Raw genomic sequence first — 25,527 nt, 5'->3', positions numbered from 1 at the left:
TTAATCATTATAAACTATATTATATAAATCTTTTTATTATACGACACATGTCGTAAAGATATTACACATTTATATAAATAATATTAAAAAAATATATATAAAATAAAAAAATTACCTATTACATAATAATCTTTTAATATAGTAATATTTTAATTAAAAAAGATAAATTAAATTAAAGGTGGAATATGAAAAATATTGAAATAAATAGTGTATCTATCTCTTCAATTTCTCATGCCACAGAGGATGAAGATAAAGTTTTGGAAGCAATAGCCTATTTTTTACCAGAAAATATTGATGAAGAAAATTTAGAGGTTGAAACGATAAATTCCGAGGGATGTTTTGGAAATCCAATTTTTATCCATAAAATTACAATAGATAAAAGCAAAATGGCTAAAAAAGTATTTAATCACATTATGCAACTTATGAAATCTAATGGGAAAAATATCACTAAATTAAAAAAGGATATTGATTTAAGAATTGAAAAAAGCAAAATTTATTTAAGATTTGATAAGCAAAGGGCATATCTTAAAGAGTGCAAACTAGTAGATGGCGATGACATTATAAGAATAATTATAAATTTCAAAATTTATGTTCCAAAAAATAAAGAACAAAAGGTAAAAGAACTCATGCTAAAAGAACTAGAAAAATAATTTTGGTGAAAAAAGTGAAACCTAAATATATCGATGCCCACTGTCATATTGAAGATAAAGGATTTAACAAAAATAGAAGCGAAATTATAGAGCTCGCAAAAAACAACAATGTGGAGATGATAACTAGTGGTGCAAGTTTCGGAGGGTGTAGAAGGGCGTTGGGATTTAAAAAAGAATATAATATATATCTAACCCTTGGTTTTCATCCAGGCAATGTGCGGGCAGATGATAAGGTGGTAGATAAAGTATATAATTTAATAAAAGAGCATGAAAAAGAAATTTTAGGGGTTGGTGAAATAGGGCTTGATGTAAATGTCCAAAATATAAATCGTCAAAAGGAAATATTTGATAAATTTGTAAATTTAGCCAAGGAATTAAACAAACCTGTAATAATTCACGGCAGAGGTCTTGAAAGGGAATGTTACAATTTAATAAATAACCGAGTAATATCCATGTTTCACTGTTATAGTGGTGATGTCGAGCTGGCAAAGGAACTAATTGATGACGATCATTACATCTCCATATCCACACTTGTTTGTTTTTCCAATCATCATCAAGAACTTGTGAAAAATTTGGACTTGGAAAATATTGTGGTTGAAACGGATAGCCCATATTTATCTCCTGTGAAGGGAGAAAAAAACCAGCCAATAAATGTAATAAAAGTTGTAGAAAAGATATACGATATAAAAAAGAATGATGGAACCTACAACTATGATGAGATTGTTAATATTATATACAATAACACGAAAAAATTATTCAATATTTAATTTAAAATAATTAATAATGGTGATGTTATGGAATGCGATGCAAATACATTTACAGCAAAATTAATAAGTATAATAAGCGTTGAAGAGGGGTTAAAAAGTGAAATGTCAGATTTTATAAAAATGAGGGCGAATATTGATAAAAGAGACCTGAAAAACAATGATATTGTAGCAATACTTAATATATCTGGAACCACAAGTTATCAGGCTTTTTTTATAGATGGTAAGGAAAGTATAGAATATATTAAAACAAAATTAAAAAAAATAGGTACAAAACTAAATCATGATTCAGAAGAAATACTAAATAGATATATCGAAAAAATGGAAAAATAGAAAAAAATTATAATATTTTTATAAAGTGATATTATGGAAAACAGTAATATGAAAAATGCAGGAGGAATAGATAAACAGTGGGTAGTTTTAGCGGAGCTCGCATCTATATTAGTCCGTAAAGGAAAAATGGTTCCAGAAGAAGCTTTTTTCAGATTAAGATTGGCAAATAATATAATTACATTTTATTTATTAGATGACCATTCATCCTTTGAGGTTTTGAGGGATGCTGAAAAAGAGATTTCAAAAGTGCAGATGATACTTTTTGGGCTTTGTGATGATGAGCTCGCCAAAGAATATTTGGATAAAATGGCTAAGGCTATAAGGAATGAACTTGATGTAGTTTTCCCACTTAAAAAAACCACCTTCGACACAGAAGTTAAAAAGAGAAAAAATATAGAATCTATAAGAATAAAATTAAATAAAGAACTTCAAACTGAAATATTGGGTGATTTAAGTGAATGGTATGGTGTTATTTTTGAATTCAGTAAAGAATTGGATAATACCATTATAATTGAAGGTAATAAGGATAAAGTAAAAAACGCATTGAAGGATTTTTCTATAATTTGGAAGTATTAAATATATATAAAAAACATCCTGTCAAAAAATTAGAAAATTAAATGAAATAAATAATATATAATTTACAGCAATTTGTTAAATGGATGGTTCTCTATTGGCGTTGTTCCCATTTCTTTTGCAGCTTCTGCAATTACTGCATCGGTCATTGCCACTGCTGGAAATGCCAGTCTTGAATTATCGATAGGACCATATAAAACAAAATCAGCAGCAGCCATGGTTTGAATTATATTTGCCCCAATATCACAAACATGATGAACATCTTTTGAGAGTTGAGTTTCACCTTTTTCCCTTAATCCTTTTCTGAATTCTCTCAACCAATCCCATGCAGATGGAATGTTGTGAATACCGCTTCCTACTGGCATACCTAATTTTGCCTTAACAGCAAATGATGCTCTTACAGCAGAACCTGCACCATTACCCAATGGTGTAACAGCAACATCTATTAATGGGTATTTAATTCCTGCTTTTTCAGCTAATTCCAACATACCTGTATCTGCTGTTTTACCACCATTTAATAAAACATTCAATTTACCTTCAACTGATGGGTCCATAGGGTCAAAACATAAAACAATTGATGCCTCTAAATCACTTTCTACTAAGTTTTGGAATTCTGCCTCATCAATTGAAACATTGATAGAGTTATAAACACATTGATTAGCATAACCTGCTTCTGTTGCCCTTTTTGCTGCTGCCATTCTTGCTTCTCCTGATGTGGAGTCCAATAACATTGGTCCATCCCATACCTCAGCAACGAAGTCTATATATTTTGTCAATGCTTCGGGATTCCCACCAAACACCTGAACAAGTGCGGGGTTTCCTGTGATATCTTCCATTTCTGCCTGATTATTTATCAAATCTTCCGCAGCTGCTTTATCGAAAATACCTTTTTTTTCATCTTCAACGATTTTATGTCTTGCGTAGAATATAGTTCCTGATAAACCTGTTGGATATTCACCTGGCTGACCACCAAATTTTCTACCTGCAATTTCGATTACCATCTGTTCCTTATCAAATTTGAACATTTATAACCACCTCATTTATCCTTTATTTTATTTTAGGTAATATTGAAATATTGGTAATATTTTTGCAACTACCATCATAATTATAAACCCTATCATAAATCCATAGACAATACCTACATCTCTACCTGTTTTTTTACCTAATCTTTGTATTACTTCGGCATTTGTATTCTCTACGGTTTCATTTATATTATCCAATTTTTTTCTTAATTTTTTAAAGTCGTCTGGCGGCGTAATTACTATCGGTACATCACTCATAACATCACCTTAATAAAAGAATTTTAATACAATTGGTATTCCTACCATTACTATTGCAAATATTGCTCCACATGCAACACCTAACAGTGCCTTTGAATTTAAACCTGAGGATAATCCTAAATCTCTTGTAATTATACCTACCTTATAATCCAAATTATTTGTAAGGGTTCTAATGGCTTCCATATCTGGATTTGAAACTGTTGGAATACCTTTAATTGAAGAACCTTCCTCACCATTTGTCATATTAGCACCTCCAACCTAAACTAGAATACAAGTGAGAAGATAAGCAAGGACAAAAATATACCTATTGCTATGCCTTGAATTTTCCCATTGTAATACCCTGAGTTAAACTTTGCAACCAATGCAGCATCGTTTATTTTTTCAGAAATTATTCCCATTTTTGATTCCAATAACGCCAATTCTGGGGAATATGGTTTTAAAGCTGTACCTCCTTCCTCTTCTGAACCTCCAGCACCACCTTCTAAATCAAGCACCATAGGTTCTTCATCGATAGCACCGGGGTCTTTTGAAATACAGTCCTTAATAGCCTGTGTTATTTTACCTATATCTTCCACATCGATTAAATCCACAACTTCTACAATTTGCCTTTGAAATCTTTCAATAGCATCTTTGCCTGCGTTTTCCAAGAATGGTATAGCTCCCTTAGCTCCGATGATTCCTCCATCATCTCCAATTCCATTTTCATATAATGCTTTAAAGCATTGTCCTGTAATATGTCCCTGAACCTCAGAACCGCACAATACCATAAATCTAATATTTGGATTTGATATATAGTTTGCTACAACTTTTTCAATCCCAAGATTTTCTGTGTGACAAGGACCTGAAATAGCGGCTCCTGCTTCAATAGCAGCTTCATCTATTCCGTGGGAACCCAATGTTACTACTCCAACACAGCTTTCAGGATTTCCCACAACATACTCACCACTTACAATTGGCCATCCTGATGCAGGGGCTTTTTTATCTGCCATGTATTAGCACCTCCAAACTTATAATCCTATTAAACCAGGATTTATTTTAATAACCAATATAACAACCAATACAAGAATTGCCAATGCTATCCAAAAACCAAAGAACATTCCTTGGAATAGACCTGCAATTTCATAAGTTCCTTCTCTCCCAGGATACGCTTTTAATGGAGCATATCTTGGATCAAGAGAATTTTCAAATGCCTTTGCCAATTTTTCTAATTTATTTATTTCTTCCTCAACTGGGGTTAAATCCACAGAAATAACATCTTTTCTCATTTCAGCAATAAGTCCTGAATCTACATCCATAACTACTCCAATTTCAGGACATACTTTTATTATTTCCATCTTACCACCTTACATTTCCTTCTTAGGTAATTCTGGGATATACAATACATCGCAGGCATCGTTTAATGATTGTTTTACAAATAATCTATATACTATTGCCCATAGCACAGCTGAAACTATAATAGATACTACATCTAAACTAGCTACCGAGAATATAAACCATGTTAATAATCCACATGCTACTGCCAATAATAATGTTCTTTTATGGCTCTCATTTGGACCCAAACATGCATTAAATGGATGCAATATAGCCATACCTGCTGCAATAAATGCTAAGCCTATAATACCATTATTCACTGCTCCAGGGATAACTACATTTGGCAAAAATCCACCTGCGAAAGCCACACAAAATCCCATAATTGACAAAGCTCCCATAAGAGCCAACTTTGTCATACTTTCAACCATGATTGGTATCTTCATACCAATAGGCTTTACAGTTAATTTTCCTACAATAAATCCTAAAACTATTGCAATTACTGCCACAAATATTGGTATAAGATACAACACAACATTTGAAAACCCATATTGGGTAACCATGCCATTGGCCAATAATACGCCAGATAGCGCTGCCACTGTTCCCATACCTAAACTTAACATACCGATGGATGGAACACCAGTCCCGAGTCCATAAGCTGCCACTCTTCTTGTAGTGTTTGCACCTGCCACAGTAGCTGCAACTGTTAAAAGCCCTCCAACAAGCATGGCTAATTGAGGGATAAATTGTGCAATATACATTCCAACAATTGAAAGGACTACACCAACTATTAAAATTTGATTTTCTGGATAAAGTTCTGCTGCATGTCCTCCACCACCATGACTCATAATAACACCTCATCTATTTAATATTATTATAATTAAATTCCAAGGGACATTCCCGTTATAATAGCTCCTGCCACTAATGAAGCTACAAATGATGCTATAATTCCATTTGGTATCTTCTTGAATTTTGGATCGTGGAATCCTTCTATTGTTCCTCCAATATTGTATGATGCAAGAACAGCATTCATGAAGAAGAAACCAATAGCCACTATTCCTGCAATACCTGAATCAAATCCTAACTGTTTAAATGCTATATATGCAAGACCTCCACCGATACCTCCAAGTGCTGCACCAATTAAACCACTTATAAAACATACAGTAGGTATGGCATGACCCGTGGTCCCCGGAGTGATGTATGATTTTTGATAATCCCCTGTAAATGGGTCTTTATCACACTTATCTGCTGCTGGAACTACACCAACACCAAATACATAAATCAACTGACCAATTAACATTGTTAAACCCAGCATAATCATAGAACCTACTGCTCCAGATAATAGAATAATCGCCAAATGTGCCGGGTTCATTAAATTAATACCTTTTTGAGCAGCCATTACCGCAGCAGCCATTAATCCTGTAAATCCAGCACCTGCTGCCAACTGGGTAGTTCCTGTCCCCACACCTGTTGATGTAGCCATAGCTGCGGGAGCTCCACCCACTGGAATAAAATGAACACTTGCATTAATTATGGCACCTGCAACTGTAATCTCTGCAAGAGGCAGTATTAAACTTACAGCATCCATAGTTTATCACCAAATTTATTTCTTAATCTTATTATCTATTTGTATATGGACCATATTTGTTTCTGGCATATACTTCTATTACTCTGTTAATATATGCTGCAATTGCAACAATTATAATCCCTACAACAATAGCTATTGCTGACTTTGTAATCAAATCTCCACCAAGAATACTTCCAATAATTCCTCTCCATCCATCCAAGAATACTATAAGACCAAAACATAGGCCAGTTAATGGTCCACCTAATCTAGAACAAAAATAAGATGAATCCATACCGTTTCTAATACCAGTTTCTGCTTTAATGTCGATATCCCCTTGGTTTGCAACAGGAATACCTCCACCGAATGGATATTTTTGATATTCTCTTTCAGCACCGTAATGAACGTCCCCTGTTGATGAACCAATAGAACCTACAGTAATACCGAATATCAATGCAATTAAAGGTAATGGAAATGGATTTCCCAATGCTGTACCTGCCAAATATGCAGCTAACAACATGCAAAATACTGCAATAAAACCATGTCCTACAATAGGACCTATATGAGTCATAATCACATCCATATATACTGGCTGACCAAAGTTTTTAGACTGGCCTACAATTCTTCCAAGATATGCACTTACGGCATAAGCGCCATGAACAATTGCTGCAACACCTGCACCAATAACAATTGCCAACAAAACATTAAGTCCTGTATTCATTAAAGCCCATGCAATTAAACCTGCCACCGCAACATATAAACCATATGCTACTGGTTCCCCAGATATAGCTTTGTTAAAGTATCTGTGTATATTGCCCATCTGAGGTCCTAACTGAACCTGAGAGTTAGGGTTTGATTGAGAACCTACATCAGATTCCAAATCTTCTGCACATCCTGCCACAGTAGCTGAAGCACCGGCGAATGCCAATGCTCCAAGGGCTAGCAATGTTGGGTCCATTATTTCACCTCGTATACTACACTAATTTTGTTTTATTCATAAATATATAGTTTATTTGTGATAATATATATTATTTTCTATTTGATTTCATTAAAATACGGCAAATATTGTTTATTTTTAATAAAGCATTCTTTAATTACAAAAAATAACAATAACATAAATAATTAAAATAGAATATTTAGCCATATATTATAAAGTAATAAGAAAGAATAAAAGGAAACATTAAAAGTTTCCTTAGGGAATATTATTCTTTTTAGTGTGCAGGTATAATTGGATCTCTTTCTCCTGCTGGTTCAAATTCTCTTAGAGCCCCTCTTGCACATTCTTTTCTTGGGTGTGCGAAGTCGAATACTAATGATGGGTCCGCAAATGCAATCTTAATTAATGGGTTTGTTGCAAATGCATCTCTTCTTGCTGAGTGAGCTGCCTGAGCAATACCTGCATATTCTCCCTGGTGACCTACGTTCATTGCATAGTTTGGATAGTTTGGACCCCTCAATTCCAATGGTGATGATTCATCATTTCTAATTGAAAGTGAGTTTGAAGCACCACATTGGTCTTGCAAGTCGTATCCGTAGAATCCTAATCTGCTGTGGTATTCTTTGTGTAATATCTGGCTTAAATACCATCCATTAACTCCAGCATTTGAGTTTCCTGTTGCCATACATACTGAAATACCTGATGCCGCCGCTGTAACTCCTGCCCTTTGAGAACCTCCAAAGTGGTCTTCCAACAATGCTGGGAACTCATCATACTGTTCCAATGAGTAGAGCGTAACTTCTGTTGCAATATCCTCTACAACATCCATTGTTGGTTTTGTGCCGTTTATTCCGTATTTCTTCTCTACATAGTCATATCCATAGTAGGAGAAATCATCCAATATATCATCGGTATAGGTTGCACTTGCATACTGGGTAAACCCTACACCGCCAGACATGTAGGAACCGAGCCATATCTGGTCATATAACATACAGCCCATGGCTACTACCTCTAAGGACTGCTCAACTGGGTCATCGCTTACTCTTGTTGTTTGGACTACATCTGCCAATACACCGAATGGAATACCTCCTGGTTCATTTGCCCCTCTTGACCTTCTTGCTGGAAGTGCTGTACCCATTCCAACAACATCAGCGTGTTTTGCAGCGTATGAGAAGTCAGCTATTGCAGCTTCCCCAGCACAGAGTTTGTATGCTGTAATAAATGACATTCCAATCTGCATAGCAGACCATCTAGCTATGGTACCTCCATCACATACTCTACCTACCAATGTAGGAACTCTTGATACCTGGTAAGTTCTTTTACCAATAGCAGCTTTTAATTGTTCTGCCTGTTCTTCTGGAAATAATTTGTTAATGTCAATTAATACTCTTTTGTCGAGCTCATCTGCTAATTCATCGTCTCCTGTGAATATCTTAGCGTATGAATCCCATGCTAATGCAGGATCTACCTCAACCATGTGTTCCTGAACAACGGCACCTCCTGGCAGTGCGTGGTTAATTGTTTCCATATATTCGTTAATTGTTTCAGGTGTAACCTCCACACCAAGTCTTTTTTCAAGAACAGCGTGTGCCGTATCCATACCTACAATAACTGTTCTTCTGATATCATCCCACATTTGCTGGATAGCAGCGTTGTTCATGAAGTGTAAATCATCTCCTTCTACAATGCTGTCCGTGTTTGAGAGTTTGTAAGGCATTAATTTTCTCTGTCCTAATGGAACCCCAATATCTGGGTTGTATCCAGGAATTCCGCCTCTTTTCTCAGCGAGTTTTTTTGCTGCTTCAACAAATTCTGTTTTTCTCTTTGACTGTCTCCATCCACCAAAGGTGTAGAATTTTGTATATTTTTCTTTTGGGTCTTCTTCAAATTTTTCTTTCAATGCTTTTAAGAACAATTTCTTTTCAGCTTCCATAAATATTCACCTCAAAAGTTTATAGAGGTAATTAATTAAATTAAATAGTTAATTTAGGAGAAATTTATTTTAATTATAATCCTTCGAATATCTTCTCAGTAGGCATGAATCCACCTAATGTTCTTGCCCTGTGGATTTTCTTAACTACTGTTAGGAGCTCTTTGTCATCTCTCATTGGAACTCCATCTTTTCTATATATTGTTGTAATTTCTACCAATTTTTCTTCTGGTAATGGTTCTCCAACATCAACAGGTTCATCCAATGGTCTTCCAACCTGGTCTTTTACATATAATACATGACCAGTTTTTTCATCATAAACATATCTTTGGAGGGCATCGAACATTAACCCATTTTCATCCAATCTTAATGAGTGTCCGTGAACGGTTGCTCCTCTCATACCATTTCTTGCAGGGTCAAAGAATGATGTATCAATACAGAAGTTCTTTGAGATTTCTTCAAGATTACTTTCTCTCATTTCAATAACTTGTCTTCCTGAGAGTGTTCCAGTATCTACACCTCTAAATCTCCACATGTATGTTCTTGCCCTATCGTATGGCTGAGCAGGTGCGTAATACATTGAATCTGCAAACTGAATGTACCTAATCCTGTGTCCTTCCTTAGCTCCCGTAATAGGTTCAACTAAGTCCCTTACATAATCTTCTGGCAAGTCCATTTCCTCCAATGGAGGATGAACTGTTTTATAGTCTTCACCAGGTTGTCTGTGTCCCATAATTTTTACAACTTCATCATCTGGAATTTCCCTTAATTTTTCCAATTCAACTTCTGGATTCATATGATTTCTTCTGTTCTGTGCAATTTTTGTTGCACCAGGGTAATATTGAGGTTTATATGCCATAAAATCACCTCTTAAGTTAAATGCTTCTTGATTTTTTCAATTACTTCATCAATTTTAGTTTGTGGGGCTGATTCACCCCTAATAACTCCTGTAATTATATCTACAATCATACCTTCAGTTTTAGGTTCAATAGGCATAACATCTCTAGTTTTAACACCTATTTTAGCGAAATCTTCCATATCAATGGGAGTTTGGCAAACAATTATTGTTGGTATTTTAACATGCCTTAAAAATAATCTTGCTTTATATACAATATGACTTTTAACATTTCCAAAATGGATAACACAAAGTTTATGCCTATTTACCTGCTCGGCTTCTTTTGGTTTTAATCCAAATGTTGAACCAAGACTTCCATGAGGGGCATCATGAGGAACACCACTGCCTGCATCCAATACAAGAACACTTGTTTGGATTCCTGCTTCCCTTATACCATAGGTAATTTCACAAACTGGTTTTGTGATATGCCTCCTTCCAGGGGACATAGCTACAACTACAACATCATTTTTCAAACCTTCTGCAAAGGTTCCTCTCTGAGCTAATCCACCCCCTTCGCCCAATCCCATTACGGACCTGCAATCTACAATCTGCTCTCTTCTACCAACTGGCATGAAATCACTCTATTTATTTAATTTTTTTAATTTTTACAATTGTTTTCTTCTTTTTTATCTTTTGGAATAATTTTTACTGAGGATTTATATTTACTTCTGGGGTCTGTCAAACCTATCATGGTTTTATCCATCATATTTACCAATTTTTCACCGTATTTTATATAATCTGATACAGTTGCTTTATTTTTGGTAAATTTACCCACTTTTATATTGTATCCATATGGAAATAGTGATTTACATATTTCCTCAATTTTATCCAATTCACTATCATCCTTTAATGTTATCCAGAACCTTCCTGCCATTACTGTAAGTTCAACAGGAACCCCATGAACATTAATTTCCTTCCTTTCAGGATGATTCACAGGCGTTCCTCTTGCAGGACCGTAATATATGGTTTTTGGCAAAGGTTCACCGTGTATTATAACTCTTTCCACAGTATTTAAGGAATAAGCTTCATTAAGAAATTTTTCAGTGGTTTTAGCCTTTAAATACCTATGGGGGAAGACTTCTATTTCTATCATTTTAATTACCTATAACATTATAATTAATTTTATAGTTTATCTTTTATTTCAAGAGCCCCTTCAATTACATGTTTTAATGGTTCTCTAAACTCATCAATAGCCCCATATACTGCACCTACCAATGCTGATGTTTTTTCAGGTGAAAACATCTGAGTTCCAGCATCCACACATAATGCAGCACATACTGGCGGTATAGCGAATCCCTTGGAATGTCTTGTAACTATGTGATTTCCTGTGAAGATACCTGGACCTCCACCACCATAGATTGAATGTGAGAAGAAACTAAATCCTACTGCTGTACCTTCTGCTCTACCGAAATCAACACCAGGCAAACCAGTTTCATATTCCAATATATCGTTGTAGTATAAAATTGTTGAAGCAACGTTTTGAGCAGCTCTTGCTGCACCACAATTTACAATAGATGCTGCAACTAAACCTGCTGCTGCATAAGCATTCCACATAGCAACATCAACTGGTTTGTACATTTTAAATCCTGAATCTAGTGTCTTATCTTCCACAATTACTTTGTCTTCAAGAGCCCTTTCAACTAATGAAGCAACAACTGTACCAACTGTTCCTTTACCGTTTGCTTTTACGAGGTCAATTACAAGGTTGTCTGCGTTTAAACCCTGGTATGCAAGACCTAACAAGTGCATTCTTTCAAATGCCCCTACTGCATCACCCATTTCAAACATGGCTGTTTGTTCCATGATTGACGCAAATGCAACAGCGTTCATGATGTTTTTCTTTGTTGTAGCCACATAGTGGTTTACCATAATGTTTCTCAATGCATAACCTAAACCTTCCATGTTTGAAGGAGCACCCAATAATGAAGCTATATTTCCTCCCATGTAATCCATTACTTGTGGATATCTTCCAATAATTGCTGCATGCACTGTTGAACCTTCAAACATATCTACGTCAAATGTTTTAATAATGGCCTCTTTCAAAGCCATTGCTGTGTTTAACATGGATACTGAATATTCTGCTGCTACTTCTAATCTTCTAGATGGCAACTGAACAACTGCCTGCTTTCCACCGTTAATTGTTTTAATGTTTGTATCATCATCTGGTGAAATTCTTAATATTTTTTCAACTTCTTCCATAATAGTGTCAGCATTTTCAACTATTGGTAAATCCAAGGTTCTTCCTGGGATTTTACAACCTTTACCTCCAAGAGCTCCGGTTTTCAAGCTGTTTTCTATACCTGCTAAGTTAACTGCTACTGTTCTTTTAACATCCTTTACTATCTCTTTTATAACTGGGTTGTACAACGGGCTTATAGCCTCCAATGGCACACTTTCTGCTGCAAGATTACCTTTCGCATCATACAAATTTATTTTATCTTCATACTTTACCATAGGAACCACTCCTATTATTTGATATATGCATAACCTCCTATATTTTTATTTATATATTCGTTTTTCCATTGGATTCAAATCGAAAAATATATATAGTAGATTTTTTAAATTGGTAATGCTAGAAAAAATTATTTGTATATTTAAATTTAGTATTTTAACTTAATTTATTTCTTTTTAAGTATTCTTTATTATACTATGCTCTTTACGATTTTTACAATAATTTATTTATAGGTTAAAAAATGACACTATACTAATAAAAAAATTAGAGGGCATCTATGACTTTCAATTTGAACAATGATAATTTTAATTCAGAAGTTTATAACCCTAATATATTTGACATGGGTTTTGAGAATTCTGAAAAGGACAATGACATTTTAAAACCCAAATCTCAGCTATTGGTTGATTTAAAAGGAGAGCCAGGTAAGAATTGTGGAGGATTCTGCAAATTTTGCTATTTTAAAAAAGTGGATAATTCAAACCCAAGACCATTTGGCTGTAAAAACTGCACATTTCAAATAGGTTGTGATTACTGCACATACTCTGTAAGAGAAATTAATGGGGAGTTTATACCATTACCCTTTGTAATACAACAAATTCAAAATGCATTACTTTTCCAAAATTACGATAAAGTGAATATTACAAGCGGCGGGGATGTTAGCTTTTATCCTGACTTGGAAGCTCTCTGTAAATATATAGGTGATATCGGTTTAAAGATTCATCTTGGATACACATCTGGAAAAGGATTTGAATCTGTTAAAATTGCCAAAAATCTTGTTGATTATGGTGTCAATGAAGTTACATTTTCAGTATTTTCCACAAACCCAGAAATCAGAAAAAAATGGTTAAATGACAAAAACGCAGAGGAATCTTTAAAATGCTTAAAATACTTCTGTGAAAACTGTGAAGTCCATTGTGCCATTATATTAATTCCCGGCGTAAATGATGGTGAAGAACTTAAAAAAACCATTAACGATTTAATAGACTGGGGAGCTCATGCAGTAATATTGATGAGATTTGCAAATAAAACCGAACAGGGACTTATATTAGAAAATGCACCAATTATCGATGGAATCGAAAGTCATAGTGTTGAAGAATTTAAAGAAATTGTAAAAAAAACATTTGAAGAATTTGGAGATAAAATAAGAATTACAGGCACACCACTTTATGACCCATTGACAAATGCACCATTTGCCATATCTTATGAAGATGGATTATTAAAAAAATTAAGAAATAAAATAAAATCCGAAGCTACTATAATTACAGGAAATATATCATATCCATTTTTAAATAAAATATTTAAGGATACCCCAGTTAATGTCATTAAAGTTAATAAAGATATTTCAGATTTAATTACAGCAAAGGATTTAGAAACTGTTGATTTAAAGAAATTAAAAGATACGGTGTTTATACCTCCGATGGCGTTTGTTCATGACAGGGTTGCAGAAGAAATATTAAACAGAGATGGTAATGGTAGGATGATTTTAAGAGGAGTTGATAAGTTATCTTTAGATGGAGAGGTAAGCGGAACATTGACAAAAGAAGAGGTTTTAGAATTTGAAAAAAATGCATTTGAAGAATTAATTGAAAAAATAAATTTCTTTGGAAAACCTATTTAATTCTATTTTTAATTTATTTTTTATTTTTTTAAATAGTTAATTAGAATATATAAATTTATAGATTGATAGAATTATAAAAAATGCCGAGGGGGGGACTTGAACCCCCGACCTCTCGGTTTCCCAGGACCCAAGGAAAAGCACCTTGGGAATATCCGTATGAGCCGAGCGCTATAACCAGCCTAAGCCACCTCGGCATTATTAAATTATTAACGCATCCTTAGATAATAATATCTCATATATATACTTTTCGCCGAAAGGTTTATATATCATTATAGAAAACCATACTATGCGTTTTTAAACCGCAAAAATAGCAAGTGAGCGGGGGTTGCCAAGTCTGGCCAAAGGCGCTAGGTTGAGGGCCTAGTCCCGTAGGGGTTCGAGGGTTCAAATCCCTTCCCCCGCACTATATTTTTTATACCAATATTACTATATCAGGTTCCAACCGACACGAGTGATAGCGAGTGGAGGTTGGATTTTGGATAGCATCCTTTTTTAAAAGATGCGTTTGAATCAATTCCCCCGCACTATTTTTTTTGCGAAGGTAATATTTGTTTATTTTAATATATAATTATATTTTAACAAATTTTATATAAAAATAATGCCTCATCTTATACAATATATAATAATTGTTGGAGAAATAACATGAAAAAAATAGTGGTATGCGTAAGTGGTGCAAGCGGAGCTCACTATGCTAAAAGACTTCTTGAAGTTTTAAAGGATAATGAAAATGTAAAAACTTGTTTAATAATTTCTAAATCAGCGAAAGAAATAATAAAACATGAGTTAAAAATTACAATTGATGATTTTATAAAATTATCTGATGAATACTACGAAAATAACGATTTCTTTTCACCTGTTGCATCAGGTTCAAATATATTCGATGCCGTTGTTGTAGTGCCATGTTCTATGAAGACATTATCGTCAATAGCAAATGGATACAGTAGTAATTTAATATGTAGGGTTTGTGATATAGCTCTAAAAGAGCAGAGAAAATTAATAGTTATGCCAAGAGAAATGCCTTTTAGTGCCATACATCTTGAAAACATGCTAAAACTCTCAAAATTAGGAGTTTTAATAATGCCCCCTATTCCTGGATTTTACAATGAGCCAAAAACAATAGATGATATTATTAATTTTGTAGTGGGGAGAATATTGGACAATTTAGGAATGAAAAACAATTTATTTAAAAGATGGAGAGAATAATTGTAAAATAATTTTAATTTTAAGATATTAAGATATTAGGTGAAATTATGCTTGATAAATTGGGACAAAACATCACCAACGCATTGAATAAAATAAAAAATGCTACATTCGTAGATAAAAAGCTTATAAAAGAAGTAATTAAGGATATCCAAAAGGCACTAATTCAGGCGGATGTCAATGTAAAACTTGTATTTAAAATGAGTAAAGAAATAGAAAAAAGGGCAATAAACGAAAATATACCAAAAGGACTTTCAAAAAAAGAGCATATACTAAAAATTGTTTATGAAGAACTTGTAAAACTACTTGGTGAAGAAGGGCAAAAGTTGGAGTTAAATCCAAAAAAACAAACAATTATATTACTTGTAGGTATTCAAGGTAGTGGTAAAACCACAAGTGCCGCAAAACTTGCAAGATACATCCAAAAAAGAGGTTTAAAGCCTGGATTAATAGCGGCGGATATATACAGACCTGCGGCATACCAGCAACTAAAACAGCTTGCAGAGAAGATACATGTTCCATTGTATGGTGATGAAACAAAAACAAAAACTCCAATAGAAATTGCAAAAGATGGTATTAAAAACCTTAAAAAAATGGATGTTTTGATAATAGATACCGCAGGAAGACATAAAGAAGAAGCTGGACTTCTAAAGGAGATGAAACAAATAAAAGATGTTGTAAATCCAGACGAAATTATACTTGTAATAGATGGAACACTTGGACAGCAGGCAAAAAATCAGGCAAAAGCATTTAAAGATGCAGTAGGTGAAATAGGAAGCATACTCGTTACAAAATTGGATGGTTCTGCAAAAGGTGGGGGAGCCCTAAGTGCCGTGGCGGAGATAAACGCACCTATAAAATTCATAGGTACTGGGGAAAATGTAGATGATTTGGAGCCATTCGACCCAAATAAATTTATTTCAAGGCTTTTAGGAATGGGAGATTTGGACTCACTTCTTGAAAAAACAGAGGATTTAATAGATGATGATACGGAGGAAAGCATAGATGCCATATTAAAAGGAAAATTCACACTTAATGAATTATACTCTCAGCTGGAAGCAATATCTAAAATGGGACCTATGAAACAAATAATGAGCATGATTCCAGGATTTGGAGGAGCTATTCCAAAAGATGCAGCAAATCTCACAGAGCAGAAATTAAAGAAGTATAAAATTATAATGGATTCCATGACTAAGGAGGAAAAAGAAAATCCTGAGATAATTAAAGCTTCAAGAATGAAGAGAATAGCAAGGGGTGCAGGAGTTAAACAGGAGGAGATAAAGGATCTCTTAAAATATTATGCCACAACTAAAAACGCATTTCAGAATTTAAAAAGAGGAAAAATGCTTAAAATGGGAGGTCCAATGGGTAAAATAATGAGGCAGTTAATGTTTAAAGAATAATAAATAATCACCGCAGGATTACAAAGCATATATTTACTATTTTATTTTTATTATTCAGCATATATTATACTATTTAATTACCTTACAATAAGGGGGAATTATGAAAACATTAATCATTTGTAAATCCATACACCACGGAAATACTAAAAAAATAGCAGATGCTATGGCAGAGGTCTTAAATGCAGATGTTATTGAGCCGGAGAAAATAAACCCCGATGAAACTAAAAAATACGGTTTAATAGGATTTGGCTCTGGGATATACTTTGGGAAACATCATAAAGAGCTCTTAAAACTTGTGGATAAAATATCTGGCAAAAATAAAAAAGCATTTATATTTTCTACGCACGGTATAGATTTACCACTTTATCATAAAATTTTGAGAAATAAATTAAAAAATAAGGAATTTAATATTGTTGGAGAATTTTCATGTAGAGGTTATGAAGATTATTCAGTGTTCAAATTAATTGGTGGTATAAATAAAGGACATCCAAATAAAGAGGATTTGGAGAATGCAAAAAAGTTTGCTGAAAATATAAAAAAATATAGATAACATTTAATTTTTCTAATTTTATGTTATTATTCTTTTAATTCTGTTATTCTTATTCCAGAACCTTTTAATTTATATTTTATATTTAACCCTATTAAGAGTGGCGTAATTTGTTCTATGTAGCTTGATAGCTCCAATTTTCCGCAGTCTATTGCTCTAACTCCATCGATTTCTTCTGCAAGAGACATTATAATATTTTTTGATTCAGCATCATCTCCACAAACAAGTATATCGCAATCCACAGGGTTGTCTATATCTTCGAGCTCCTTACAACATACATTTTGGAATGCACTTACCACTTTTGAATTCTTTAAGTAATCTTGAACCATTTCAGCAACTGAACCCTGAGGTGGTAAAACCACCCTCGTTGGCTTATCTCCTATTGCCGTTGCCAGTGGAACTCCAATAGATACAACTATTTTACCTGCTAATTCTTCTTTTAAATCCTTTAATGTTGATAATATGTACTGATATGGTAATGATAAAATAACAACATCCCCTTCTTTTGAAGCTTCTTTGTTGTCTAAACCTATTACATTTTTATATTTTAGTCCCTTTGAGGATAATATTTCCTTTACTTTATTTGATGCCTCTTCTGCTTTTTCCTCCTTTCTTGAACCTATTATAACATCGTGATTTTTAGCAAATCTGAGTGCTAAACCAAAACCTTGGTCTCCTGTTCCTCCTAAAATTGCTATTTTCATTTTATCACCATTTTACTATTATCCCTATCAATCATTTATATAATCAATACCACATACTATATTTTATATTTTTATATTCAATACTTTACTTTTGTTTAGCTCAATATTGGACAATAGTTCCTTAACAATCTCTCTGCTTTTAACTGCATCCCTTATATTTTTGGATTCAAAGGATATAACACCCTCATAATCCATATCCTTTAATTCCCTAAATACACTGAAAAAATCAATATTTCCATCTCCAACTTTTAAATGTTCATCGTCGTTTCCATTGTTATCGTGGCAATGAACATGAACAATACCTTCTCCTATTTTATTTAATTCCTTAACATACTCACTTGGATTTCCGCAGGCAGTATTTGCATGACCAATATCAAAGGTAATACCCAAATACTTAGAATCTATATCTTTTACAATCTCTTTCAAACTCTCAGGGGTTATACCTAAAACTCCCATATAATTGGGCATATTTTCCAAACCAATCATAACTTCATAATCTTCTGCTACCTCAACTATATCATTTAATGTTGAAAAATTGTTATCCACCAATATATCCTCCACGTAATTTGACCACAAGGGTGGTATATATCCCGGATGAACTGTTACAACATTTGCATCAAGTTCAAATGCCCCTTCAATTGCCTCCACTATACAGTCGATAGTTAGTTGTCTCACTCTGTCGTTCATTGAAGCAGGATTTAAATCAGAGAATGGAGCATGAACCACAATATCCACTTCATACCTATTTTTTAACTCCATAAGGTATTTTATATTTTTAGGATTCAATTGATGGCTGCCTTCACATACAATTTCCCAACAATCAAACCTATTTTCGGCAACCTTTTCTATGGATGACTGCAATGTTTCAGGTAAAAACACAAGCGAAGATACTCCAAACTTCATAATATCACCTAAATAATTATATATAATATTTAGATAGAAACTACTATAAATAAAGGTTTATATTATCTATAAAATATAAAAAAGAAAAATTATAATCTCAGTATACAGTCAATATATGGTGAGTTTGCTATAAAATCACATGATAGTAGCAGATGCTATTATTAAAAAATGAATGATAGAATTAGGAGGGAAAAGCAAGGGAAGACCACGGTTAAAAACATCAATTTAAAACTTTTTATAATATCACTAAAAGCTCATTACCTACCGAGAAATAAAAAGTAGGTGGAAAATAAAGAATAAGAAAATTATATAGTTTTTTATATTTTTTTATTTCCTAAGTGTTGCTATCATTCTTTTCTCATTTAACAGCAAATATATGGCATCCATAATATTATTTACAACAATATCTGCGGATAATAGAGTTTTGATACTACATCCTTCTTTTCCAATTACCGCTATCCCAAGCTCAGCATTTTTAAGCATGTTTATGTCGTTATTTCCATTACCAACTCCAATATATGGAGCATGTTTTTTTGCCTTATTCATCTTTTCTTCGGTATTTTTTATTATTTCAATAATTATATCACTTCCTTCAAATTCTCTTCTTATAGTTCCAAATGTGTCTGCGGTTAGCACAACTATATTATATTTTTTATTTAATTCATTTAAGAGATCTTTTATTTCGTTATCTACTTTTCCATCTACTGCAAGGGTTCCGTTTAAATCAAAAACAACGGTTTTAGCATTTATATCTTTATAGTTTGGGATACTTATCATAATATCACTATATTAAAAAAATTAATATCTTTGAATAATTATTAAATTTTTAAATAGATACTTATAAATTATACTTATCCATAAATTAATAAATAGTAGGTATATATAATTATAAATATTTTTGATAATATATTGTATAAATATATTAATGGTGATAACCTATGGAACTAAATAACAATGCAGCAAAAAAAGTAAAAAAAGATATAAAACTTACAGAAATGGTAAAACTTCACGGATGAGCATGCAAACTTCCCAACACCGAATTGGAATTTTTAGTAAAAGGAATAGTCTCAGAAGATGATTTAAAAAAAACATATGTTGGATTAGGTGATGATGCCGCAGTAATTATCAGAAACGGTATGGCAGTGGTAAAAACCGTCGATGTATTTACCCCAATAGTAGATGACCCATATTTACAAGGCAGAATTGCAGCGTGCAATTCCACAAGTGATGTGTATGCCATGGGTGTATTGGATGTTATAGGCGTATTGGTAATTATGGGAATTCCAGAAAGCCTTCCAATAGAAGTTTCAAGAGATATGTTAAAAGGATTTCAGGACTTTTGCAGGGAAAATGAAACAACCATTGTAGGAGGTCATACAATTTTAAACCCATGGCCTTTAATAGGCGGGGCTGTATCAGGGGTTGGAAAAAAAGAGGATATATTAACAAAAAGCTGTGCAAAAGAAGGAGATATTTTAATATTAACAAAACCATTGGGTACCCAGACTGCAATGGCACTATCAAGGGTAGGCCCTGAATTTGATGATTTACTTGACATTGAAAAATCTGAAAAGAATAAAATTATAAGCAAAGCCATTGAATTGATGACTTCATCCAATAGAAAACCACTTTTATCACTTCGAGAACTTGAAGAAGAAATTGGTGAAAAAATTGCTCATGCTATGACAGATATAACAGGTTTTGGAATTCTTGGACATGGTAATGAAATGGCGAAACAGAGCTCCGTTGAAATTGAAATCAATGCACTTCCAGTAATAAAAGGAACTTGTGAATTGGCCCCGTTGTTTGGACATGTCCTATTAAAAGGATATGGTGCTGAAACTGCTGGTGGATTATTTATATCCACAAAACAAGAGTATGCTCAGGATTTAATAGAAAAACTTCATAAAAACGGATGCTATGCATTTGAAGTTGGAAGGGTTAAAAAATCAGGTGTTGGGAAGGCTTATTTAAGTAAAGATGTAAAGATTTTAGAGATTTAAGTTTTAAAGCACTCCGAACCTTTTTTAGGAGGGGTGTTTTTTATTTTACTATAAAAATTCTTTTGCATCTTGGACATAATATTCTTTTACCAACGCAGTTAAACACATACCCGCAGTTGCATTTGACTTTTTTTGTTTTCAATTTGTCTAAATCTACAATCGTCCGTTTGCATAATTCTTCATTGTATAAATCTAAATCTTTCAATAAAATCACCATATATTTTTAATTTTCATAATCATTGGGAAATCTATTATCAACCACTTAAAACATAAATATTTAAAAATAATAATATTGAATATTTAGATATTTAGATATTCATCATTAAATCCCTTAAAATCTCCAAAAATCTTTTATCCTCTTCAAAAGTTCCAATGGCAACCCTTACATACTCTCCATCAAGTCCTTCAAAAGACTTGCAATCTCTTATAATTACCCCTCTTTTTAAGAGTTCTTCACAAAACTCACCTGAGCTCATACCATTCTTAACCTCAACTAAAAGATAGTTTGCCTCAGATGGATATACTTTTAATTCTTTAAATTTCTTCAATCCTTCGTATAATATTTCTCTGCTCTTTATACCATCATTTTTTGATTTATTGAAAAATTCCTTATCTCTTAGTGCTGTAATAGCACAGATTTGGCTTAATCTTGTTAAACTGAATATTGGTTTAACCCTCATCATATAATCTACGATTTTTTTACTTGTAATACCGTAGCCTATTCTCTGGCCTGCTAAACCAAATACCTTTGAAAATGTTCTTAACACCAAAACATTATCATACTTTAATGCCCAGTTTGTTAAATCGTATTCCTCTTTTGAATATTCTATATAGGCGTGGTCTATTACCACCAATGCGTCCGTTGAATTTATGATTTTTTCAATGTCCTTTTTATCGATTATATTTCCTGTTGGATTATTGGGGGTACATAGAAATATAATTTTTGTTTTATCTGTTATATTATTTAAAATACTATCAATATCCAATTTAAAATCCTTTTCCTTGTCAAATTTTGCATATTTTACCTTTGCACCATATATTAATGCGGATATTCTATACTGTGTAAATGTGGGTATGGGAATAATTACCTCATCGCCGTTATTTACCAATATCCTCATTGTTGCATCTATTATCTCATCTGCACCATCTCCACCAACAACAATATTCTCCTTTGAAACTCCTGTAAATTTGGAGAGCTCTTCCATGAGTATTGGATTTATTGGTTCTGGATATTGATAAATTTTTGGAATCTCTTTAAATATTTCATTCTTTATTTTCGGAGAGCATCCCCATGGGTTTTCATTTGAACCTAATTTTATAATATCTTTTGGGTTTATCCCGTAATTTCTTGCTATTTCTTCCTTTGATTTCCCTGGAACATAGGCTTTAAAAGATTTCACTATATCTCTTATTTTATCATCTATCATGTAATCACCAATTTTTATTTTCAACTTATTCCGCAAGAAGTCCCCTTCTGTTATAAATCCTTCGGATTTTAACTTCGTTTGATTGTAATATATCCTCGCTTCGCGAAGATAAGGGATAAAAAATCCTTCATTTCGCTTACAAAGTAAGTGAGCAACAAAAACCGAAGGTTTTTCTAGTTGTAGCCTCCGCTTCGCTACGGAAGGATGAAAGCCGTAATTTATATAATTATATAGTTATTCTCAAATATTTTATTGCTACCTAAATGAAAAGGTCCAAAGACTGACAGTGCAGTGACGCCTGTGAAGACTACGGGACAGGCTGGAAGCTTCGTCCATAAGGCCAGTAGTTCACTAACATATAATAATAAACTTAAAACCTTTTTAACCGACATGGTATTTGTAATTGTCAATATTAATTAATATTACTATTTGAAATTAATAACGGATTAGATTTGCATTCAGAAATTACATATTCCTTCCATTATTTTTTTGGATTATTGCGTATATGGCTTATGGTAGTGGAATTTGTTAAATCAGAGGAATAATAAAAAAACTTAATTTAACTTTTTTATCCTATTCAATTTATATAATTTGGTTCATATTAATAAATAATTTTTTAATTCTTTTTTAATGAAGCATATATCGCCTTTTTCATAACATCAATATCTGGTTTAACACCCGTCCATATCTCAAAAGAGATTGCTCCCTGATACACCAACATTCCAAGACCATTGATTGTTTTTGCACCCCGTTTTTTCGCCTCTCTTAAAAGGACTGTTTCCTCTGGATTATATATTAAATCCATTACAACCATATTTTCTTCAATTTTATTGGTGTCTATTATAGGATTCACATTAACATTTGGATACATGCCTATTGGAGTGGTATGGATAATTATATCGAAATCGCCAATATTTATATCTAAATTATTATAATATACATGTTTATTTAATTTTTTAGATATTTCTTTTGCAAGGAGCTCCGCCTTTTTATCAGTTCTATTTACAATCGTTAAATTATTGTTTTTTGCAAGTTCAAATGCCACAGCTCTTGCAGCCCCGCCTGCACCGATTATCAGTATGTTTTTATTTTCTACCTTCCCGATTTCTTCTTCAAGGGACATTCTTGCTCCTAAACCATCGGTGTTATACCCTATTGCCCTATTATCTTTTAGTTTTACAGTATTTACTGCACCCATAAGCTCAGCCTCTTTATCTATTTCATCAAGGTATTTCATTATATCCACTTTATACGGGATAGTTACATTAAATCCACCCACTGTTCCAAGAGATTTTACTCCATCAACAACATACTTTAAATTTTCGGGAAGAACATCAAATGCGAGATATACATAATTTAGATTTTTATCATTTAATGCCTCATTGTGCATTATCGGGGATAAGGAATGCTCAACAGGATGTCCTATAAGCCCTAATAGTTTAGTTTTCGAATCTATCATATTATCACTTTTTTTTAATTTCTTTTATATTGTAAATTATGATAAAATAAATATAATAAAAATAAAAAATAATTCATATATATTTATAAATTATTGTTTTTTTATTAAAACAAATTTTGCAACCTCTTTCATAACATCAAATATCTTTTTTGTTGTAATATGGGATGTTGCATCAGGATGGTATTCAATTTTAATATATTCTTCAACAATTTTAGCATTTTTTTTTGCCAATTGAAGGGCTATTAAATGCTCTACACTATAACCTTCGCCGAAATATACATTATTTAAAAAATCGCTTTTAATAATCCTAAATCCACTCTGTATATCTCTAAAAAAGTAAATTTTTTTAGAATATATCGAGATTATTAACGACATTAACATACTCGCAAGAAAATTTGATATTTGCCTATAAAATGGAATATAATTATATCTTCTAATACCAAAAACAGCGTCTGCATTAGTTTTCTCCAATGTTTTAAACATTTTTGGAATATCACTTGGTTTGTGCTGGTAGTCCCCATCCATATACACAATATATTTGTATCCTTGTTTTAACGCCAATTTAGTTCCATCTTCCAATGCTTTTGATTTTCCTTCATTTTTATTTTTAAATATTGGATATATTTTATTTTTAGCTGTATTGTTTTTTATATAATTTTCAATAACAAATTTTGTCCCATCCAAACTTCCATCATCTACAACTATTGAATCAACATTGAGACTATTCAAATCATTTAAAACTTTTAAAATATTTTTTTCTTCATTATATGCTGGAATCACTACAACCATTTTATCCATATTATTCACTTATTAACTTAATTAACTTAATAAGTCATACATAATAATATAAAAAATTAAAAAATTAAAAAATAGTGCTGTTATAACCCATACACATATAACACCATTATGGCAATAATAATGCCAAATATCAAACCAACTATTGCATAAATAATGTAATCAAATTGATTCTCTTTTTTGTTTAAAGATTTATTGGTGCTTAAACTATAATTCGTAGGTTTTGAATTATTTTTTAATTTTTTCTTGTTCCCATTGTTATTTTCTGAAGATATAACATTTCTATGGTTAAATGTGTCGTTTATTATACTTTTTGTAATATTGCTTTTATTACTTTGATATTTATTTACATAATAATTGCTTAAATTACTATTACTATTGTAGTGATTTAGTTTTTTCACCGAAAAATTGCTGTATTTTATATGGTAATATTTTATATAACTCACCAATGAGTTGTTCAATATATATCTAACAGATATAGTAATGTTATATTTATCCATATTTTTTATAATTTTGCCACTGAAATTTCTATAAACTCCATGATATTCCTTGATATGGGCTATATTCACTGAATTATTTTTAAACATTACACTATTGGAATTTACAAGCAAAGTAAAATTGTATATTGGAAGTGTATTATTTAGATGGTATATAATATAAATATCATTGGTATTATTATTTATTATTTTTGGGCTTATATTTATGAGTTCAGAACCATAATTCATAGTTGTTAATATAAAAATAGAAGTTATCATCAAAAATAACCTTTTCATAGTATCCAC

General features: G+C 32.5%; 30 protein-coding genes and 2 tRNA genes. 10 read left to right on the top strand and 22 right to left on the bottom strand.

What is annotated here, in order from left to right; translation table 11 throughout:
- Positions 1-185 precede the first annotated feature (185 nt).
- Genes F7B34_RS01075 through F7B34_RS01060 form a run of 4 tightly spaced genes read left to right on the top strand, consistent with a single transcriptional unit; the run spans position 186 to position 2,323 of the window.
- Positions 186-650 (top strand): RNA-binding domain-containing protein, encoded by a 465-nt coding sequence (locus F7B34_RS01075; protein ID WP_292459611.1) that lies wholly within the window; start codon positions 186-188, stop codon positions 648-650.
- Positions 651-664: 14 nt separating this feature from the next.
- Positions 665-1,417, top strand: a complete 753-nt coding sequence (locus F7B34_RS01070) for a YchF/TatD family DNA exonuclease (RefSeq protein ID WP_394355305.1) — start codon at positions 665-667, stop codon at positions 1,415-1,417.
- Positions 1,418-1,444: 27 nt separating this feature from the next.
- Positions 1,445-1,747, top strand: coding sequence for a DUF749 domain-containing protein (locus F7B34_RS01065; RefSeq protein WP_292459609.1), 303 nt, complete (start codon positions 1,445-1,447; stop codon positions 1,745-1,747).
- A gap of 48 nt (positions 1,748-1,795) precedes the next feature.
- Positions 1,796-2,323 carry a DUF2096 domain-containing protein gene (locus F7B34_RS01060; RefSeq protein ID WP_292459677.1) on the top strand — a complete coding sequence of 176 codons (528 nt, stop codon included), beginning with the start codon at positions 1,796-1,798 and terminating at the stop codon, positions 2,321-2,323.
- Between the two features lie 62 nt (positions 2,324-2,385).
- Here the strand turns inward: F7B34_RS01060 and mtrH are convergent, their stop codons facing one another.
- The 13 genes from mtrH to mcrB form a co-directional block, all read right to left on the bottom strand.
- Positions 2,386-3,345 carry a tetrahydromethanopterin S-methyltransferase subunit H gene (gene mtrH, locus F7B34_RS01055; protein ID WP_292459608.1) on the bottom strand — a complete coding sequence of 320 codons (960 nt, stop codon included), beginning with the start codon at positions 3,343-3,345 and terminating at the stop codon, positions 2,386-2,388.
- Between the two features lie 27 nt (positions 3,346-3,372).
- A complete protein-coding gene (gene mtrG / locus F7B34_RS01050) occupies positions 3,373-3,600 on the bottom strand; it encodes a tetrahydromethanopterin S-methyltransferase subunit MtrG (protein WP_292459606.1) in 228 nt (75 codons plus the stop codon).
- A 9-nt stretch (positions 3,601-3,609) separates the two neighbouring features.
- Positions 3,610-3,843 (bottom strand): tetrahydromethanopterin S-methyltransferase subunit F, encoded by a 234-nt coding sequence (mtrF, locus tag F7B34_RS01045; protein ID WP_292459605.1) that lies wholly within the window; start codon positions 3,841-3,843, stop codon positions 3,610-3,612.
- A gap of 20 nt (positions 3,844-3,863) precedes the next feature.
- Entirely contained in the window at positions 3,864-4,589 is a 726-nt protein-coding gene (gene mtrA, locus F7B34_RS01040; RefSeq protein WP_292459603.1) for a tetrahydromethanopterin S-methyltransferase subunit A, read from the bottom strand.
- A gap of 18 nt (positions 4,590-4,607) precedes the next feature.
- Positions 4,608-4,934 (bottom strand): tetrahydromethanopterin S-methyltransferase subunit B, encoded by a 327-nt coding sequence (locus F7B34_RS01035; RefSeq protein WP_292459601.1) that lies wholly within the window; start codon positions 4,932-4,934, stop codon positions 4,608-4,610.
- 9 nt (positions 4,935-4,943) lie between these two features.
- Complete coding sequence (gene mtrC, locus F7B34_RS01030) at positions 4,944-5,756, bottom strand: tetrahydromethanopterin S-methyltransferase subunit MtrC (RefSeq protein WP_292459599.1); 813 nt, start codon at positions 5,754-5,756, stop codon at positions 4,944-4,946.
- A gap of 32 nt (positions 5,757-5,788) precedes the next feature.
- Positions 5,789-6,496 carry a tetrahydromethanopterin S-methyltransferase subunit D gene (gene mtrD, locus F7B34_RS01025; protein WP_292459597.1) on the bottom strand — a complete coding sequence of 236 codons (708 nt, stop codon included), beginning with the start codon at positions 6,494-6,496 and terminating at the stop codon, positions 5,789-5,791.
- A gap of 31 nt (positions 6,497-6,527) precedes the next feature.
- Positions 6,528-7,430: a tetrahydromethanopterin S-methyltransferase subunit E gene (gene mtrE / locus F7B34_RS01020; protein WP_292459595.1), complete on the bottom strand. Its 903-nt coding sequence runs from the start codon at positions 7,428-7,430 to the stop codon at positions 6,528-6,530.
- Positions 7,431-7,683: 253 nt separating this feature from the next.
- A complete protein-coding gene (gene mcrA, locus F7B34_RS01015) occupies positions 7,684-9,342 on the bottom strand; it encodes a coenzyme-B sulfoethylthiotransferase subunit alpha (RefSeq protein ID WP_292459593.1) in 1,659 nt (552 codons plus the stop codon).
- Positions 9,343-9,415: 73 nt separating this feature from the next.
- Entirely contained in the window at positions 9,416-10,198 is a 783-nt protein-coding gene (gene mcrG / locus F7B34_RS01010; RefSeq protein WP_292459591.1) for a coenzyme-B sulfoethylthiotransferase subunit gamma, read from the bottom strand.
- 11 nt (positions 10,199-10,209) lie between these two features.
- Positions 10,210-10,806, bottom strand: a complete 597-nt coding sequence (mcrC, locus tag F7B34_RS01005; RefSeq protein ID WP_292459589.1) for a methyl-coenzyme M reductase I operon protein C — start codon at positions 10,804-10,806, stop codon at positions 10,210-10,212.
- Between the two features lie 26 nt (positions 10,807-10,832).
- A complete protein-coding gene (gene mcrD / locus F7B34_RS01000) occupies positions 10,833-11,327 on the bottom strand; it encodes a methyl-coenzyme M reductase operon protein D (RefSeq protein ID WP_292459587.1) in 495 nt (164 codons plus the stop codon).
- 29 nt (positions 11,328-11,356) lie between these two features.
- On the bottom strand, positions 11,357-12,688 hold the full coding sequence (gene mcrB, locus F7B34_RS00995; RefSeq protein WP_292459584.1) for a coenzyme-B sulfoethylthiotransferase subunit beta: 1,332 nt from the start codon (positions 12,686-12,688) through the stop codon (positions 11,357-11,359).
- A gap of 338 nt (positions 12,689-13,026) precedes the next feature.
- Here mcrB and mmp10 point away from each other — a divergent pair, with 338 nt between their 5' ends.
- Entirely contained in the window at positions 13,027-14,304 is a 1,278-nt protein-coding gene (gene mmp10 / locus F7B34_RS00990) for a methyl coenzyme M reductase-arginine methyltransferase Mmp10 (protein ID WP_292459675.1), read from the top strand.
- An 81-nt stretch (positions 14,305-14,385) separates the two neighbouring features.
- On the opposite strand, the gene F7B34_RS00985 is transcribed toward mmp10, so the two are convergent.
- Positions 14,386-14,498 (bottom strand) — tRNA-Met (locus F7B34_RS00985).
- A 124-nt stretch (positions 14,499-14,622) separates the two neighbouring features.
- Here F7B34_RS00985 and F7B34_RS00980 point away from each other — a divergent pair.
- From F7B34_RS00980 to F7B34_RS00965, 4 genes are all read left to right on the top strand, one after another.
- Positions 14,623-14,707 (top strand) — tRNA-Leu (locus F7B34_RS00980).
- 239 nt (positions 14,708-14,946) lie between these two features.
- Positions 14,947-15,507: a UbiX family flavin prenyltransferase gene (locus F7B34_RS00975; protein WP_292459582.1), complete on the top strand. Its 561-nt coding sequence runs from the start codon at positions 14,947-14,949 to the stop codon at positions 15,505-15,507.
- 47 nt (positions 15,508-15,554) lie between these two features.
- Positions 15,555-16,907, top strand: coding sequence for a signal recognition particle protein Srp54 (locus F7B34_RS00970; RefSeq protein ID WP_292459579.1), 1,353 nt, complete (start codon positions 15,555-15,557; stop codon positions 16,905-16,907).
- 100 nt (positions 16,908-17,007) lie between these two features.
- Positions 17,008-17,457, top strand: coding sequence for a flavodoxin family protein (locus tag F7B34_RS00965; RefSeq protein ID WP_292459577.1), 450 nt, complete (start codon positions 17,008-17,010; stop codon positions 17,455-17,457).
- Between the two features lie 26 nt (positions 17,458-17,483).
- On the opposite strand, the gene npdG is transcribed toward F7B34_RS00965, so the two are convergent.
- The 3 genes from npdG to F7B34_RS00950 all read right to left on the bottom strand — a co-directional run bounded on the left by npdG (position 17,484) and on the right by F7B34_RS00950 (position 19,838).
- Positions 17,484-18,158 (bottom strand): NADPH-dependent F420 reductase, encoded by a 675-nt coding sequence (gene npdG, locus F7B34_RS00960; protein ID WP_292459575.1) that lies wholly within the window; start codon positions 18,156-18,158, stop codon positions 17,484-17,486.
- A gap of 63 nt (positions 18,159-18,221) precedes the next feature.
- Positions 18,222-19,061, bottom strand: coding sequence for a sugar phosphate isomerase/epimerase (locus F7B34_RS00955; RefSeq protein ID WP_292459573.1), 840 nt, complete (start codon positions 19,059-19,061; stop codon positions 18,222-18,224).
- 327 nt (positions 19,062-19,388) lie between these two features.
- A complete protein-coding gene (locus F7B34_RS00950; RefSeq protein WP_292459571.1) occupies positions 19,389-19,838 on the bottom strand; it encodes an HAD family hydrolase in 450 nt (149 codons plus the stop codon).
- A 161-nt stretch (positions 19,839-19,999) separates the two neighbouring features.
- On the opposite strand from F7B34_RS00950, the gene selD reads away from it, so the two are divergent.
- On the top strand, positions 20,000-21,064 hold the full coding sequence (gene selD / locus F7B34_RS00945) for a selenide, water dikinase SelD (protein ID WP_292459569.1): 1,065 nt from the start codon (positions 20,000-20,002) through the stop codon (positions 21,062-21,064).
- 40 nt (positions 21,065-21,104) lie between these two features.
- On the opposite strand, the gene F7B34_RS00940 is transcribed toward selD, so the two are convergent.
- The 5 genes from F7B34_RS00940 to F7B34_RS00920 form a co-directional block, all read right to left on the bottom strand.
- Positions 21,105-21,269, bottom strand: coding sequence for a hypothetical protein (locus F7B34_RS00940; protein ID WP_292459567.1), 165 nt, complete (start codon positions 21,267-21,269; stop codon positions 21,105-21,107).
- A 103-nt stretch (positions 21,270-21,372) separates the two neighbouring features.
- Positions 21,373-22,491, bottom strand: coding sequence for a histidinol-phosphate transaminase (hisC, locus tag F7B34_RS00935; protein ID WP_292459673.1), 1,119 nt, complete (start codon positions 22,489-22,491; stop codon positions 21,373-21,375).
- Between the two features lie 616 nt (positions 22,492-23,107).
- Entirely contained in the window at positions 23,108-23,950 is an 843-nt protein-coding gene (gene aroE / locus F7B34_RS00930; protein WP_292459565.1) for a shikimate dehydrogenase, read from the bottom strand.
- 90 nt (positions 23,951-24,040) lie between these two features.
- The gene (locus F7B34_RS00925; RefSeq protein WP_292459671.1) at positions 24,041-24,739 is read right to left on the bottom strand and encodes a glycosyltransferase family 2 protein; all 699 of its coding nucleotides are present in this window, start codon (positions 24,737-24,739) and stop codon (positions 24,041-24,043) included.
- 89 nt (positions 24,740-24,828) lie between these two features.
- On the bottom strand, positions 24,829-25,518 hold the full coding sequence (locus tag F7B34_RS00920) for a hypothetical protein (protein ID WP_292459563.1): 690 nt from the start codon (positions 25,516-25,518) through the stop codon (positions 24,829-24,831).
- Between the last annotated feature and the right edge of the window lie 9 nt (positions 25,519-25,527).

The sequence above is a fragment of the Methanothermococcus sp. genome, assembly GCF_015523155.1.
Classification (GTDB): Archaea; AGJL01; Methanococci; order Methanococcales; family Methanococcaceae; genus Methanofervidicoccus.
This window is presented reverse-complemented; position numbering and strand designations above follow the sequence as displayed.

Bases quoted from the DNA above. Each gene is read 5' to 3' on its own strand.
- F7B34_RS01075 (WP_292459611.1), top strand. From the start codon at position 186: ATGAAAAATATTGAAATAAATAGTGTATCTATCTCTTCAATTTCTCAT.
- F7B34_RS01065 (WP_292459609.1), top strand. From the start codon at position 1,445: ATGGAATGCGATGCAAATACATTTACAGCAAAATTAATAAGTATAATA.
- F7B34_RS01060 (WP_292459677.1), top strand. From the start codon at position 1,796: ATGAAAAATGCAGGAGGAATAGATAAACAGTGGGTAGTTTTAGCGGAG.
- mtrH (WP_292459608.1), bottom strand. From the start codon at position 3,345: ATGTTCAAATTTGATAAGGAACAGATGGTAATCGAAATTGCAGGTAGA.
- mtrG (WP_292459606.1), bottom strand. From the start codon at position 3,600: ATGAGTGATGTACCGATAGTAATTACGCCGCCAGACGACTTTAAAAAA.
- mtrF (WP_292459605.1), bottom strand. From the start codon at position 3,843: ATGACAAATGGTGAGGAAGGTTCTTCAATTAAAGGTATTCCAACAGTT.
- mtrA (WP_292459603.1), bottom strand. From the start codon at position 4,589: ATGGCAGATAAAAAAGCCCCTGCATCAGGATGGCCAATTGTAAGTGGT.
- F7B34_RS01035 (WP_292459601.1), bottom strand. From the start codon at position 4,934: ATGGAAATAATAAAAGTATGTCCTGAAATTGGAGTAGTTATGGATGTA.
- mtrC (WP_292459599.1), bottom strand. From the start codon at position 5,756: ATGAGTCATGGTGGTGGAGGACATGCAGCAGAACTTTATCCAGAAAAT.
- mtrD (WP_292459597.1), bottom strand. From the start codon at position 6,496: ATGGATGCTGTAAGTTTAATACTGCCTCTTGCAGAGATTACAGTTGCA.
- mtrE (WP_292459595.1), bottom strand. From the start codon at position 7,430: ATGGACCCAACATTGCTAGCCCTTGGAGCATTGGCATTCGCCGGTGCT.
- mcrA (WP_292459593.1), bottom strand. From the start codon at position 9,342: ATGGAAGCTGAAAAGAAATTGTTCTTAAAAGCATTGAAAGAAAAATTT.
- mcrG (WP_292459591.1), bottom strand. From the start codon at position 10,198: ATGGCATATAAACCTCAATATTACCCTGGTGCAACAAAAATTGCACAG.
- mcrC (WP_292459589.1), bottom strand. From the start codon at position 10,806: ATGCCAGTTGGTAGAAGAGAGCAGATTGTAGATTGCAGGTCCGTAATG.
- mcrD (WP_292459587.1), bottom strand. From the start codon at position 11,327: ATGATAGAAATAGAAGTCTTCCCCCATAGGTATTTAAAGGCTAAAACC.
- mcrB (WP_292459584.1), bottom strand. From the start codon at position 12,688: ATGGTAAAGTATGAAGATAAAATAAATTTGTATGATGCGAAAGGTAAT.
- mmp10 (WP_292459675.1), top strand. From the start codon at position 13,027: ATGGGTTTTGAGAATTCTGAAAAGGACAATGACATTTTAAAACCCAAA.
- F7B34_RS00975 (WP_292459582.1), top strand. From the start codon at position 14,947: ATGAAAAAAATAGTGGTATGCGTAAGTGGTGCAAGCGGAGCTCACTAT.
- F7B34_RS00970 (WP_292459579.1), top strand. From the start codon at position 15,555: ATGCTTGATAAATTGGGACAAAACATCACCAACGCATTGAATAAAATA.
- F7B34_RS00965 (WP_292459577.1), top strand. From the start codon at position 17,008: ATGAAAACATTAATCATTTGTAAATCCATACACCACGGAAATACTAAA.
- npdG (WP_292459575.1), bottom strand. From the start codon at position 18,158: ATGAAAATAGCAATTTTAGGAGGAACAGGAGACCAAGGTTTTGGTTTA.
- F7B34_RS00955 (WP_292459573.1), bottom strand. From the start codon at position 19,061: ATGAAGTTTGGAGTATCTTCGCTTGTGTTTTTACCTGAAACATTGCAG.
- F7B34_RS00950 (WP_292459571.1), bottom strand. From the start codon at position 19,838: ATGATAAGTATCCCAAACTATAAAGATATAAATGCTAAAACCGTTGTT.
- hisC (WP_292459673.1), bottom strand. From the start codon at position 22,491: ATGATAGATGATAAAATAAGAGATATAGTGAAATCTTTTAAAGCCTAT.
- aroE (WP_292459565.1), bottom strand. From the start codon at position 23,950: ATGATAGATTCGAAAACTAAACTATTAGGGCTTATAGGACATCCTGTT.
- F7B34_RS00925 (WP_292459671.1), bottom strand. From the start codon at position 24,739: ATGGTTGTAGTGATTCCAGCATATAATGAAGAAAAAAATATTTTAAAA.
- F7B34_RS00920 (WP_292459563.1), bottom strand. From the start codon at position 25,518: ATGAAAAGGTTATTTTTGATGATAACTTCTATTTTTATATTAACAACT.